Genomic DNA, 14,169 nt, shown 5'->3' with positions numbered 1-14,169 from the left:
AAAGCCCTGCATATGCAGGGCTTTTTTATGACTCAATTTTTGTTGTTGAGTGAACAAAAACAAAGTCGGGTTAAATACGTTTTGGTAATTGGCTTGCCCAGTTCATTAGACGCGTTGCATCATTGGTACGTGCTGCAGATGAGTCCGCGCCCAATAACACCACCACTGCTGGACGGTTATTTAAAGTGGTATGCATCACCACACAGCGACCGGCTTCATTAATGAAACCTGTTTTTGAAATATTAATATTCCAACCACCATTACGAACCAAGGCATTGGTATTGTTTGATTTCAATACACGATAGCCCAAGTTAAAGTCATAGCTTGCTGTGGTTGAGAACTGACGAATCAAACCATACTGAGACGCAGCATTGACCAAAATACCCAAGTCACGTGCTGAAGCGATATTACCCGGATGTAGACCTGTCGATTCCATATAATGGGTTGAGTTCATACCCAAAGATTTTGCTTTGGAATTCATCGCCGAAACAAAGGCTGAGCGACCACCCGGATACGTCCGTGCAAGCGCTGATGCTGCTGGGTTTTCTGACTTCATTAATGCAAATAACAATGCCTCTGCACGGTTCATACTGTCCCCTGCACGCAGGGACGAACTTGAACTTTTACAACCCGAACACGAAAAGTCCGCTTGCTGTAAAGTAATGTTTTCAGACATATTTAAACGCGCATCTGAAATCACCACTGCCGTCATCAGCTTAGTAATCGAAGCAATCGGCAGCGCGGTATTACTGTTTTTACTGTACAGCACTTCACCTGTATTGCCATCCATCACCAATGCTGCACGAGCATTGACACTGGGTTGGTTTGAATATTTCGAGGTGTCGAAAATTTGTACCGTTTTTGAGGTACTGTTGTTCGTCACCACACCATTGGAACTGCGAATACTGGTGGTGACTTTTGTTGAACCCTGAGGAGCGTACTCTTCAGGATCTTCCATGAGATCATCATTCAGAAGCTGTTCTGCATCTGCTGCAGACCAGCTCATGCTTGCTTGGCTAGGGCCCGAGCCCGGGTTCATCACCAAGTCTGCAAAGCTATGGGTACTGACCGTCGTTGCAATCGACCATCCCAATAGGTGCATTAAAAATTTATTTGATTTTTTCACTTTTCTTCACTCAACTTCATAACCCATAAGATACATTTGCGTATTCACGCCAATATGCCTTACATTTGTACACAATGCGAACGGCATTGCCGTCGACAGCGTGCATATCTTTTCAAATAAGCCTAAGAATAGGATTGCTAATTTTGTCGTTTCATTGCAAGCTTATTTTGCTTTATGTAACAAAAAATATGGTTTTTATAGTGAGGAAGAGCTAGGTGATCACAGTTTTAGTGGTAGATGACCATGAGTTAGTACGTACAGGGATTTGTCGAATGCTCGAGGACCATGCTGATGTTCAAGTCATTGGCCAAGCTGAATCTGGTGAAGAAGCAATTAACCTCGTCCGTCAACATCACCCAAATGTGGTTCTGTTAGATGTCAACATGCCAGGCATTGGTGGAGTTGAAACCACACGCCGCTTACTGCAAACCGCACCCGAGACCAAAGTACTGGCAGTCAGTGGCCTAGCTGAAGAGCCTTATCCTTCCCTGTTACTCAAAGCTGGCGCCAAAGGCTACATTACAAAGGGTGCACCTGTGACCGAAATGGTACGTGCGATTAATAAAGTGATGCAAGGCGGCAAATATTTCAGTGCTGATATTGCTGAACAACTGGCCAGTTCTTATCTATCGGATACACAAACCTCGCCTTTTGATGCTCTTTCTGAACGTGAAATGCAGGTGGCGATGATGGTCGTGAATTGCATTAGTGCACAAGAAATTTCTGACAAACTTTTTGTGAGCGTAAAAACGGTCAATACTTACCGTTACCGAATTTTTGAAAAGCTCAACATCGACAGTGATGTGAAGCTGACTCACCTTGCTATTCGTTATGGCTTAATCAAACCCTGATGCAAGCTGACTAACACCCGCATGCTGCAATACTCAACCAATATTCAGTTAAATCAATACCGTTTAGGTGTTTGGTATGCGTCTTATCGACTGTTTATTGGCTGCTGTTTGTTGTTGGTTTATCTACTGACCTATGAGCAGTTGTTTTCAAATTATCAATATCCAGTATTGTATCGTTCTGTCCTGATTGGCTTTATTTTTATCAGTGCCTTTCAGCTATTGAGCCTCAAGCATGTGCGCAAGCGCATACCACTTCAGCTCACCTTGTTGTTTATCATCGATGTCATTAGCCTCAGTTTACTCACTTTTGCCACCGATGGTCCGAACTTACAGTTAAGCTTATTGTTTGTGATCACGATCTTTGCCGCTTGTGTATTGGTCGATAAACAAAAAGCGCTCATCATCACCTTGATTGCTGTAATTACACTGGTTTATCAACACTTTATTGGAACTCTGTTTTCAATTAGTTCACTGAATACCATTGGCAACAGTGCCGTGCTCGCCTTTTTGTTCTTTGTGGTTTATGGGTCTGGACAAATTGCGGTACGACGTTTTCAAGTCCTTGAAAATTTAAACTTCTATCAATCCCAAGAACTGGACCAGCTACAAAACATTAACCGTTATATTTTAGAGCAAACCGAGCTCGGCTATTTGGTGCTCGATGAAAACTGCCACATGGTGCTGAGTAATCCTGCCGCATGTACATTATTGGGCATCTCCCCGATTTATGCCTATGACAAATATCCTTTATATAAGGCACAGCCTGATTTATTTGAACTACTCAAATTCGACCAACTGAAAAATGGGGAAAAATTCCAATTTACATCCCAGCTGAGTCGCTTTCAAATTCAGATCGAAATTCAAAAACTTCAAGTCCCGAATCAAACACTCACCTTATTAGTGCTGCAAGATGCACAAAAAATTAATCAACGTGTACAACAACTCAAACTGGCTGCACTAGGTCAGCTTTCTGCCAGCATTGCACATGAAATTCGCAACCCACTGGCAGCCATCACTCAAGCCAATGAGTTGATGCAAGCCAGTGATCCACAACAAGAGCTGTTGCAGAACATGATTACCAAACAAGCCTCACGGATTGATAAAATTATTGGCGATACACTGAGCATGGCACGTAGTAAAGAAACCTATCCAACCTTGATTGATGTCGCCGCTTTTTTAGAACGTTTTATCGTTGAAGATTTGCCCGATGTCAAAGATCAAATTGATTACCGCATTTCCGATCCAGCTCAGATTCAGTTTGATGAACAACAACTGAGACAAGTGCTGATCAACCTGATTCGAAATGCCATTCGGCATAATGCAGCTGAAGCCGAGCATATTCACATTCGAGTCTATAGCTATAAAAACCTCGTCCATATTGAGGTCTGCGATTTTGGTGAAGGGGTCGCCACTCAGGATCAAAGCACCCTGTTTCAACCGTTTTTTAGTACCTCAATCAATGGAACTGGGTTAGGATTATATTTATCCCATAGTTTCTGCGAAGCCAACCAAGCTAAGCTATACTATGTAGAACAAAAAATAGGGGCATGCTTTCGGATTGAATGCCCCCGTATAAACAATGACGTGTAATTTTTGGGGTTAAACGTGGAAAAAAAACCACTTGTTTTATTGGTGGATGACGAACAAGACTTATGTACACTAATGCAAATGTCTTTAAGTCGGATGGGGATTGACACACATATTGCCTATCGCTTACAAGAGGCGGTTCAAGCCCTGAAAACGCATCAATATGATGCCTGTCTAACCGATCTTAATTTACCCGATGGTAATGGCCTGAGCTTGGTCGATTTTATTGCTCAAAATTATCCTAATTTACCCGTTGCAGTGTTGACTGCTTACGGCAATATGGATATTGCGATTACAGCACTTAAAGCTGGTGCGTTTGATTTTGTCAGCAAACCGATCAACCAAAAACATTTAGAGCAACTTTTACAAAAAGCCTTTAATCAGCCCATCAGCCAGCTGCATATCCAAGAAGATACGCTTGAACATCGTCTGCTGATTGGTCAGTCCCTTCCTATTCAACAGCTACGCATCACCTTAAAGAAAATTGCACGCTCGCAAGCCCCTGTCTTTATTACGGGTGAATCGGGGACCGGCAAAGAAGTCGTGGCTAATCTGGTACATCGCCTGAGCAATCGCAATGAAGGGCCATTTATTGCCATCAACTGCGGTGCCATACCGACTGAACTGATGGAAAGTGAATTGTTTGGACACCGTAAGGGTAGCTTTACAGGGGCGACTCAAGACAAACAAGGGCTGATTCTCTCTGCGCATGGCGGCAGTTTATTTTTAGATGAAATTGCTGAGTTACCGCTCACTATGCAGGTGAAACTATTGCGCGCGGTACAAGAAAAACGCATTCGCCCAATTGGGAGTGACACCGAAATTGATGTCGATTTCCGTGTGATTAGTGCCAGCCATCAAGACTTAGAAGCACTGGTGCAACAAGGTAAGTTCCGTCAGGATTTGTACTTCCGCATCCATGTCATGGACATTGTACTGCCTGCCCTACGTGAGCGTGGCAATGACATTATTCTCTTGGCACAACATTTCATTCAGAAAATCTGCCAAGAATGGGACATCCCAGTCAAACCACTGAGTGAACGTGCGCGTGAGTTTTTATTGGCCCAATATTATCCGGGTAATGTGCGTGAATTACGCAATATGATGGAACGTGCCATCACCTTAAGTGATGAAAGCAGTATCGACTTACCGCACTTGCAAACAGCCCCACTTCGACCCATTGCTCAGACCAACTATGCCAATGCCACGCAACAAGGTACTGTTGGCAATGATCAACTCAGTCATGTGCCTTCGCGTAAATTACCCGAAGAGGGTTTAGAGCTGTATTTAGAAAAAATTGAAAAAGAAATTTTGATGAATGCGCTCAATCTCACCCATTGGAACCGAACACTGGCGGCTAAAAAGCTCGGCATGTCTTTCCGTTCTTTACGTTATCGCTTGAAGAAATTCGGACTAGATGGCGAAGACGATTCCGTTTAGAGACTTAACGACGGTTAATTAGAATCTCTGCCACATGTTCAACATAGCTTTCGTCTTTGAGTTCATGTGGCATTGGATACACCTGATTTGGCGCAATCCCCACCCCTTCAATCATCCGACCACTTGGGGTGTAATAGTGAGATACCGTCATTTGCAAAGCTGCACCATTCGATAGTGGAAATAGTTTTTGTACCACGCCCTTACCATAACTTTTTTCACCAATCACCCACGCCCGTCCATGCTCCTTCAGCGCAGCGGTAAATACCTCTGCAGCCGACGCAGAGCGGTCATTAATCAGAATCCCCACTTTTAAGTTTTGAAATTCTAAACTTGGTAAAGCTTGGAACTGTTGATCCCCTTCGGAACGGCTTTGAGTTGAAACAATCACCCCTTGATTTAAGAATAAATCGGCAGATTCAACTGCGGCAGACAACAACCCCCCGGGATTATTTCTGAGGTCAATCAAGACCGCTTTTAAACGCGAAGACTGATGCTCTTCAATCAGTTGCTGAATTTCATTGGCCGTATCCTGTTGGAACACCCGCACCTTGAGTACCAAAACTTGGTTATTCAACAGTTGCGCCTGGATATCGGTTTCAACTTTTTTGGTTCGGACTAAATTGATCGGCGTTGAGTTGGCTTTCAACTGCAAGCTGACGGTACTACCAATCGCCCCACTGAGTAATTCATTGACTTGAGCATGGTTGAGCTTGCGTAGCTCTTGATCATCCACTTTAAAAACGGAGATCCCTTTTTTTAAGCCCAATTTACTGGAATCTGAGTCAGGTTTTAATCCACGAATCAACCATTGTTGTAAGCGAGAATCAAACTCTAAACTGAAGTCAACTGAAGCCAAATCCCCTTCGGTATATTGCACCAGTTGTTTATATTCTTGAGGAGATAAATAGCGAGAATAACGGTCTAAGCCACTGACTAAACCTTTAATCGCTTGTTGAAACAGTGCTTCATCACTACGTTCAGCCACATAATTGTCTTTGACTAAACCGTAGATTTGCACAAATTGTTGAATTGATTCTATCGGAACCTCAACATAACCTTGTTCTAATTCATCATCAAAAGCGGGTGCTGCCGCAGTTTTTGCAACAGCCCCCATCGGGTGGATCAGACTCAGACCTAAAGCAATCACTACACCTATTGAAGTCCACGATGCCTTTGCCATTTATCCACCCAAATTGATTTATACGTCTAATGTAATTAAATTACGACCTTGCATGTCTGCTGGAACAGGAAGATGCATCAAGCTTAACAAGGTTGGTGCGACATCGGCCAATACACCACCCTCAGCAATGGTTGCTTGAGTTGGGCCGACATAGATAAAAGGCACCAATTCTGTCGTATGCTGGGTATGCACCTGACCACTGTGATAATCCTGCATTTGTTCAACATTACCATGGTCAGCCGTAATTAACATATGGCCTTTTTGTGCCATCACCGCCTCATAGACACGGCCTAAGCATAAATCAACAGCTTCCACTGCTTTCACTGCAGCATTAACCACGCCCGTATGACCAACCATATCGCCATTGGCATAGTTCACCACCAATAGATCAAACTCACCAGAGTTAATCGCAGCCACCAATTCATCGGTTACTTCATAGGCGCTCATTTCTGGCTTGAGATCATAAGTAGCCACATTCGGTGATGGAATCAAAATACGTTTTTCACCCGGATATTCATCTTCACGACCACCACTGAAGAAGAATGTCACATGTGCATATTTTTCTGTTTCAGCAATACGTAATTGGGTTTTACCAAGGTCTGAAAGATATTCACCAATCGAGTTTTTTAATGCTTCAGTCATATACGCCACAGGTGCATCAATACTGGCTTGGTAGCGTGTCAACATCACAAACTTAGATAGGTTTGGTACAACTTTACGCGCAAAGCCTGCAAAATCTTTTTCAACAAACGCTTTGGTAATTTCACGCGCACGATCCGCACGGAAATTCATAAAGACAATGCTGTCACCATCTTGAACTTTTACGGCATCGCCAATGCGTGTTGCTTTGACAAATTCATCAGATTCGTCTGCGGCATAAGCCAATGCTAAACCTTCAACTGCTGTAGCTGCAGTACGTGTTGCTTCAGACTCTGTGAGTAAACGATAGGCTTGTTCCACACGGTCCCAACGGTTATCTCGATCCATCGCAAAATAACGACCAATCAGACTCACAATACGACCTTGATTTGGATATTGAGCAAACAATGCATCTAATTTTTCTAAAGAAGGCTGTGCACTGCGTGGCGGGGTATCACGACCATCTAAGAAGGCATGGAGATACACGGTTGCACCGCGTTTTAACGCAAGTTCAGCCATGGCAACAATGTGGTCTTCGTGTGAATGCACCCCACCTTCAGACAATAGCCCCATGATGTGCAACGCACCACCCGCTGCTTTGGCTTTCTCAACAGCATCAACCAAAACTTCATGCTCGAAAAAAGCACCCGTACGAATGTCTTTGGTGATTCGGGTAAAGTCTTGATAGAGCACACGCCCTGCACCCAAGTTCATGTGGCCCACTTCAGAGTTGCCCATTTGGCCATCTGGCAGACCCACGTCTTCACCAGAACCTGAAATTAAGCTATGCGGATGCTTTGCTTCAATCGCTGTTAAATTCGGTCGATTCGCTGCTAAAAATGCATTGTCTTCGATCGCTTCACGGTGTCCCACACCATCCATAATGACCAGTACGTGAGGGATTTTGCCAGCAGTTGCATCCGCCATAATAAGCACTCTTTTTTTGTCTACAAATTCATCGCTCTATCTTACCGAATTTTCGGTCAAGACTCTATGCAGGCATGATGGTTTAACACCATCATCCGCATTGTTTTCTTCAATATCGTACAGTTATCGCGCACGTTGTAATAAATAACCACCTGCGACAAACATCAGTAAAATCGGCACAAAAACAAACCATGCGGGTGAAGGCGAATAAACCAAACTTGCATAACCCAAGAAGTCTTGTAGGTAAAAGAAACCTAGGCCTGTAAACAGTGCAATGACCAAACGAAAGCCCATCGATTGCTGGCGCAGTGGGCAAAAAATAAAGGAACAAGCAATCAACACCAAAGCAATCAAGGCAAATGGAGACGCCACTTTCTGCCAAAAAGCCAACTGATAAGTTTTAGGCACTTGGCTGTATTCATGCATATAGCTCATGAAACTGACCAATTGACTCGGTGAAAGGTCTTCAGGATCAATCGTCACCATGTGCACATATTTCGGCTGCAGTGCCAGTGCCAAAGGCGTTTCAGCGGCCTTTTGTGCCGTAGCATTGCCTGTCGGCAGCAAATCAACTTGGGCAGTATTTTCTAAAATCCAACGACCATCTTGCACAAACTGACCTTGCTCAGCATTTAAAACGCCTTTCAAACGAGCATTATTGTCAAAGTCGACCACTTGCACATTTTTCAGCTGACCTTGAGAATTGGCATAATCGACATAAATAAAACGCTGCCCTTCTCGTGTCCAGTAACCACGTACTTCACCAAGTTCAGCCGCAGTTCGATGGCTTTTCACACCTTTGGCTTGCTCATTGGTATAAGGAATCACCCATTCACTTAATGCGAATGACAGCACCACCAAAATTAAAGCCGAACGAATCACCCAACCAACAATCCGCCAAAGACTCACCCCCACCGAGCGCATCACAATCAGTTCGCTGTTTGAAGCCAAAGTGCCGAGGCCCAGTACCGAGCCAATTAACGCGGCAATCGGTAGAATCTCATAGAGATATTGCGGGGCTCCCCACAGTACATAACGTAAAGCATCCCAAGCACCATAACCTTCTTTAAGGGAGCCTAACTCACCCAAATAGGTAAACAGAATTTGCAAGACCGATAAAATAGCGGTAGCACCCAGCATCGCCATCGCGGTGGTTTTGGTCACATGTTTTGCGACTATACGACGTGCGAACATGATTAAGACCCCGCTCGTTGTAATGTTTTCTTAATTTTCGGGGCCAGCTTTTGTTTACGCGAAAACAAAGCCGCTGCTATCGCATAGATCACCAAGATCATTGGATATGCCCAAATCCCCATTTCTTCTTTACTGACTCGGGTTTTAATGGCCATCAGCGCCACGATTAAACTGGCAAAAATAAGCAATGCAGGAAACAGCTTTAAGTAACGTCCTTGGCGTGGACTCACTTCAGATAAAGCCACAGCGAGAAGCAACGCCACTACAATGGCAAACGGTACAAAAATACGCCAGCCCAACTCACTCGCCACAACAGGATCATGACGATTATCCCAAAGTTTCATGGTGGACAATGCTTCAACATCGGCGCTTTCAAACTTTGCTTCTTTATCATTTTCTAAGCGTAGGCGATAAGACTGGAACTCGGCTTGGCTATACCGTGGCTGTCCCGGATAGATTTCATAACGGCGACCTTGCACCAAATCCACCACATTGGCTGGATCATTTTCAATTTCAACCCGCGTGGCTTCTTTGGCCAAAATCATCACATCAGGCTTACCTTCTGCTTCAGCGCGTTGATAGAAGAAGATGTCTTTGAGGTTTTTACGGTCTTCGGATAAATCACCCGCATAAATGGTATAAGGACCCGATGAAATAAACTCTTTGGGTCGAACCAAATCAAAACCGGTACGCACCGCCTGACTGGTGGTGAGCTGCTCAAACTGACGAACACCCCACGGCGCCATCCAAAGCATCAGCACTGCCTGAACGGCAAGAAACACCACGGTCATAGGAATCAGCAGTCGCCCCAATTGGTTACGACTGACGCCACTGCCATTGAGTACCGCCATTTCATGATCGACATACAGACGACCAAAAACCAGCATCAGTCCAATAAAAAAGCCTAGAGGAAGAATCAGCGTTAAAAATTCAGGCAAACGATAGCCAATAATGCTAAATAAAATACCTGCATCTAAGCGACCCTGCGCGGCTACGCCAAAATACTTGATCAAACGACCGCCCATCATGATCAAGGTCAATAAGGCGATCACAACCAAGGATGTCGACACCACTTGTTTGACCAGATAACGCCGAATAATCAAATTAATTCTTCCAAAAATAGGTGAATAAAAACTAGCGCTAGTTTACCCGAATAGTGAAAATATAAAACCTGTACTCTTGTTGCACTTTGCAACTCTATTCATGTTAATGTTTCAGTGGTTTAATCATTTTCAAACTTTATAAGGCTTAAATAAAACTTATGAAACTCTCTATTAATACGTCATTCACAGAGAATACGTCTAGCCAATTTTTGTTGATATTAGTAGATTCTGAAAACACGCAACACCTTGCAAATGCTTATCAAATTAATGATTTAAACAACTTAATTGAAGCGACTCAATTTAAAGCCGCGTTCAATGAAACCTTGAGCCTCATTGGTCAAATTCCTGCAAGCCCCAATGCGGCCTTGGTGGGTGTCGGTAAAGCAGCTGAATTACAAGCGGCAAAGCTGGTGAAAATTGCTCAAACCATTATCAAAGCTTCACAAAAAAAATTCAAACACATCAGCCTTGACCTTTCTGCTCTTCCAGCTGAACTCCATTATTTATTTGCCCTCAGTTTGACGCAAGCGGCATATGCTTTTGATGAATTCAAATCGAAAAAAGCCGACAACGTGCTTGAACAGATCAGCCTGATTGCCGCTGAGTCGCCGCTGAATGCTGTACAACTTAAATTGATTGAAGCCGTGCAATCTGGTCAAAGCTTTGCTCGTGACTTAGGCAACCGTCCGGGTAATATCTGTTTCCCTGAATATTTGGCAGAGCAAGCCTTAGAACTGGCAGCTCAATATCCTGACCTACTCCGTGTTAATGTCCTTGATGAGCAGCAAATGGCTGATCTGGGCATGCATTCCTTCCTTGCGGTGAGCAAAGGTTCAGACCGCCCAGGCCGTATCATTACCCTTGAGTATCAAGCTGAACGTACTGAAGCCCCAGTGGTCTTGGTCGGTAAAGGAATCACCTTTGATACAGGTGGCATTTCATTGAAACCGGGCGCTGGTATGGATGAAATGAAATATGACATGTGTGGTGCAGCATCGGTTCTAGGGACACTCCGTGCTCTGTGTTAATCACGTTTAGCCATTCATGTCGTAGGTACGATTGCTGCAGCTTAAAATATGCCGTCAGGAAAAGCTACACGTCCGGGTGACATCGTGAGCACCATGAGCGGTCAAACCGTTGAAATTTTAAATACCGATGCAGAAGGTCGTTTGGTGCTGTGCGACACATTGACCTATGTAAAACGCTTTAACCCTGAATTGGTCATTGATATTGCAACCTTAACAGGTGCCTGTGTCGTGGCACTCGGTTCAGTCTTAACGGGTATGTTTACCCCAGATGACAAACTGGCGGCCGAACTATCTGAAGCAGGTCAAAATAGCTTTGACCGCGTCTGGCGCATGCCTGTGATTGATGACTATCAAGAACAGTTAGACTCCCCATTTGCCGATATTGCCAACATTGGCGGGCCTAAAGCTGGTGCTGTGACTGCGGCTTGCTTCTTACAACGCTTCACCCGTGATTACCGTTGGGCGCACTTAGACATTGCAGGTACAGCATGGAATTCGGGTGCCAATAAAGGAGCAACAGGGCGTCCAGTGCCTTTACTGATGCAATTCTTAGCTCATCGTGCGCAGTCTAATGGCTAATATTAGCTTTTATCTGTTTGAACAAAGTCCTGAACGACAAGTCGAAAGTGCTTGTCGTTTATGTCGAAAAATCTTGCGTCAGTCAGAGCGAATCTGGCTGTATGCAAGCGACCCTGAACTACAACAGCAATTGGATGAACGTTTGTGGAGTTTTGATGACACGAGCTTTATTCCGCATGGCATTGATCAAATCGATGCGCGCATTTGTATCTCAGCTCAACTGCCTGAGCAATCTGACTGGATTGTGTTCAATTTTAACGATCAAGCTCTTGAACAGTTCGAAAAATTTAGCCACATTATAGAAATTATTGAAAATAACGAATCGGCCAAACAACAAGGTCGTGAAAAATTTAAACAATATAGACGTCTCGGAGTTGAAGCTCGAACCTTCAAGCTTTAAATGATTCCCCGTCTAAATAAGGAGATGCGTAGTGGCATTGAATGTTGGTCCAGATTTTAAACAGCGTTGGTTAAATGTACCTGATGCTGTTCGTCAGGCCTTTATTGATGACCTGAGTCGCGTCTGCGATGTACTCAAACCTGAAACAGGTTTGCACAGTTGGATTGAACAAGACCAACGCGCTCAAGCCGTCTCTACCCAACGAATTGAACAAGCATATGCCGATCTGAAAGCACAGCTGATTGAAGAAGCGCGAATTCGTAAACAACAAGCGTTGGAAAAATCACTGGCAGACAAACGCGCAGCGCAGGAAGCTTATGCGGAAAGCCTCAAAAAAGATGAAATCCGTCAGTTCAATGAGCAAACCCAAGCTTTAAATGTGATGCGTCAAAGTGTCGATCAAGAAATTTCGAGCTATACCGCACGCTATGAGAAAACGCCTGAACAAGCTCTGGACTATGCCAAAGGTAAATTTGGCATTGATGACTCACAAATTTTGTCTGAGTTAGAAAGTGTGCGTTTACGTTTAGAGCTTGAAGCGGAAACCTTAATTGAAGAGTCCGTAGCCAGCTATCGCAGTAAGCTACAAGCCGCGGCTCAAGAGGAAATTGACTATATTTTAAAAAATTCAAACTTTTCTGATGAAGTGGTGTCCAATTCTACTTAACAGACCTTGGCTTCCACTCAAACTCACTTCGGTGAGTTTTTTTATGCACCCTTGTTTTGCTCGGCTGATGTAGTCTGTCTCGATCTCAAACCAACACATCAACCATAAACGATAAAGTATTGCCCACACCATAACCAATCGCCAACAAACTACCAATCCAAATCAGGCCACCGGTCACGTTGTACCACATAAAAGTCGCCAAGCTCATATGCCCTGCGCCCGCAGCAAAAGGCGCGAAAGAACGCACAAAAGGAATAAAACGTGCCACTAAAATGGTTTTACCGCCATGCTTTAAGAAATATTGATTGGTCTTCATCATATATTCGGGTTTCAGCCAACGCGAATGCTGATGGGCAAATTTAAAGCCCAGCTTCTGACCGGTATAATAATTGACGATATAACCCAATACCGCAGCAATCATCATCAAAATACCCATGGTGTGGATATGGATTAAATCCGAGCTGGAACATAAGGCACCAATGGCAATCAGTAAACTGTCACCTGGCAAAAAGAACATAAAAACGAAGCCCGTTTCTGCAAAAATAATCAGAAAAAGAATCGCATAAATCCAAAGGCCGTATTCTGCAAGCAGTACGGGCAATAATTGTTCTAGATGGAGAAAAAAATCAATCATTGTCACCTATCCGTGCAATGAACTGCGTACTATCTTTCATCATACTCAATTGCTTACCTATTCATTTCAAAAGAAAAACTCCCTCATTTTGGGCAAATAGGGAGCTCATCTTTTGTCTATTCTTGCTGCAATCTAAACGATTTTTCTATTTCAAGAAACCATTTTGTGCCAAAAAGTCTAAACTAATTTTAGATTGTGGGGGAGTTTCCGCAGCTTTATCGCCCATCATCAGACGTTCAATGTAGCGTGCTAACACATCCACTTCAAGGTTCACTTGACTCCCTGCCTTCCACGTTCCAATGTTGGTTCGTTCAGCCGTATGTGGAATTAAATTGAGGCTTAAAATACGGCCACGCAAATGATTAATGGTTAAACTGATCCCATCGACCGTGATCGAGCCTTTTTCTGCCAAGTAACGTGCAATCTCAGCTGGCGCAGTTACTTCAAAATAAAGCGAACGTGCATCTTCACGCACAACCGTGATTTCACCCACAGCATCGACATGACCTGACACAATGTGTCCACCAAAACGTGTTGTGGGCAACATCGCCTTTTCCACATTGACACGTTGTCCAACTTTCCAGTGGGCCAGTGTGGTTCGGTTCAAACTTTCACGTGAAACATCGGCAGCATACCAATGCTCACCCCAGTCAATCACTGTGAGGCAAATGCCATTGGTGGCAATCGAGTCACCCAAATGTACATCTGACATATCAAGATCTGTACCAATGCGCAACCGCACATCGCCACCGACATTTTGTACGCTTTCAACTGTGCCTAGACTTTCGATGATCCCTGTAAACATTTCTTATTT

General features: G+C 44.0%; 12 protein-coding genes and 1 pseudogene. 6 read left to right on the top strand and 7 right to left on the bottom strand.

Annotated elements, in window-relative coordinates; translation table 11 throughout:
* Nucleotides 1–70 precede the first annotated feature (70 nt).
* Nucleotides 71–1,126, bottom strand: coding sequence for a serine hydrolase (locus tag WH214_RS12525; RefSeq protein ID WP_339421844.1), 1,056 nt, complete (start codon nt 1,124–1,126; stop codon nt 71–73).
* A gap of 215 nt (nt 1,127–1,341) precedes the next feature.
* On the opposite strand from WH214_RS12525, the gene gacA reads away from it, so the two are divergent.
* The 3 genes from gacA (at nt 1,342) to WH214_RS12510 (ending at nt 5,004) form a co-directional block, all read left to right on the top strand.
* The gene (gacA, locus tag WH214_RS12520; protein WP_004692836.1) at nt 1,342–1,977 is read left to right on the top strand and encodes a response regulator transcription factor GacA; all 636 of its coding nucleotides are present in this window, start codon (nt 1,342–1,344) and stop codon (nt 1,975–1,977) included.
* Nucleotides 1,978–1,998: 21 nt separating this feature from the next.
* A complete protein-coding gene (locus WH214_RS12515) occupies nt 1,999–3,567 on the top strand; it encodes a two-component system sensor histidine kinase NtrB (protein WP_339993469.1) in 1,569 nt (522 codons plus the stop codon).
* Nucleotides 3,568–3,639: 72 nt separating this feature from the next.
* A complete protein-coding gene (locus WH214_RS12510) occupies nt 3,640–5,004 on the top strand; it encodes a sigma-54-dependent transcriptional regulator (RefSeq protein WP_445206368.1) in 1,365 nt (454 codons plus the stop codon).
* Between the two features lie 4 nt (nt 5,005–5,008).
* On the opposite strand, the gene WH214_RS12505 is transcribed toward WH214_RS12510, so the two are convergent.
* The 4 genes from WH214_RS12505 to lptF all read right to left on the bottom strand — a co-directional run bounded on the left by WH214_RS12505 (nt 5,009) and on the right by lptF (nt 10,047).
* Nucleotides 5,009–6,184, bottom strand: a complete 1,176-nt coding sequence (locus tag WH214_RS12505; RefSeq protein ID WP_339421847.1) for a S41 family peptidase — start codon at nt 6,182–6,184, stop codon at nt 5,009–5,011.
* A gap of 18 nt (nt 6,185–6,202) precedes the next feature.
* Nucleotides 6,203–7,750: a 2,3-bisphosphoglycerate-independent phosphoglycerate mutase gene (gpmI, locus tag WH214_RS12500; RefSeq protein WP_339993466.1), complete on the bottom strand. Its 1,548-nt coding sequence runs from the start codon at nt 7,748–7,750 to the stop codon at nt 6,203–6,205.
* Between the two features lie 123 nt (nt 7,751–7,873).
* Nucleotides 7,874–8,944 (bottom strand): LPS export ABC transporter permease LptG, encoded by a 1,071-nt coding sequence (lptG, locus tag WH214_RS12495; RefSeq protein ID WP_339993464.1) that lies wholly within the window; start codon nt 8,942–8,944, stop codon nt 7,874–7,876.
* 2 nt (nt 8,945–8,946) lie between these two features.
* On the bottom strand, nt 8,947–10,047 hold the full coding sequence (gene lptF, locus WH214_RS12490; RefSeq protein WP_004978580.1) for an LPS export ABC transporter permease LptF: 1,101 nt from the start codon (nt 10,045–10,047) through the stop codon (nt 8,947–8,949).
* 158 nt (nt 10,048–10,205) lie between these two features.
* Between lptF and WH214_RS12485 the strand changes: the two are divergent.
* The 3 genes and pseudogenes from WH214_RS12485 to blhA all read left to right on the top strand — a co-directional run bounded on the left by WH214_RS12485 (nt 10,206) and on the right by blhA (nt 12,721).
* Nucleotides 10,206–11,654: pseudogene (locus tag WH214_RS12485) on the top strand (leucyl aminopeptidase).
* On the top strand, nt 11,647–12,054 hold the full coding sequence (locus WH214_RS12480) for a DNA polymerase III subunit chi (RefSeq protein WP_339421850.1): 408 nt from the start codon (nt 11,647–11,649) through the stop codon (nt 12,052–12,054). The pseudogene WH214_RS12485 and the gene WH214_RS12480 overlap by 8 nt, the downstream one beginning before the upstream one ends.
* Nucleotides 12,055–12,085: 31 nt before the next feature.
* Nucleotides 12,086–12,721 (top strand): cell division protein BlhA, encoded by a 636-nt coding sequence (blhA, locus tag WH214_RS12475; RefSeq protein ID WP_339421851.1) that lies wholly within the window; start codon nt 12,086–12,088, stop codon nt 12,719–12,721.
* 85 nt (nt 12,722–12,806) lie between these two features.
* On the opposite strand, the gene WH214_RS12470 is transcribed toward blhA, so the two are convergent.
* Both WH214_RS12470 and WH214_RS12465 read right to left on the bottom strand, forming a co-directional pair.
* Complete coding sequence (locus WH214_RS12470) at nt 12,807–13,355, bottom strand: VTT domain-containing protein (protein ID WP_004692848.1); 549 nt, start codon at nt 13,353–13,355, stop codon at nt 12,807–12,809.
* Nucleotides 13,356–13,500: 145 nt separating this feature from the next.
* Nucleotides 13,501–14,160: a riboflavin synthase gene (locus WH214_RS12465; protein ID WP_010325687.1), complete on the bottom strand. Its 660-nt coding sequence runs from the start codon at nt 14,158–14,160 to the stop codon at nt 13,501–13,503.
* Nucleotides 14,161–14,169: the final 9 nt, after the last annotated feature.

Origin of the sequence: Acinetobacter sp. MYb191, from assembly GCF_037572605.1 — a bacterium.
In the GTDB taxonomy this organism is placed as follows: Bacteria; Pseudomonadota; Gammaproteobacteria; order Pseudomonadales; family Moraxellaceae; genus Acinetobacter; species Acinetobacter johnsonii.
The sequence above is the reverse complement of the archived record's forward strand: the minus strand, read 5'-3'. Positions and strand labels throughout refer to the sequence as shown.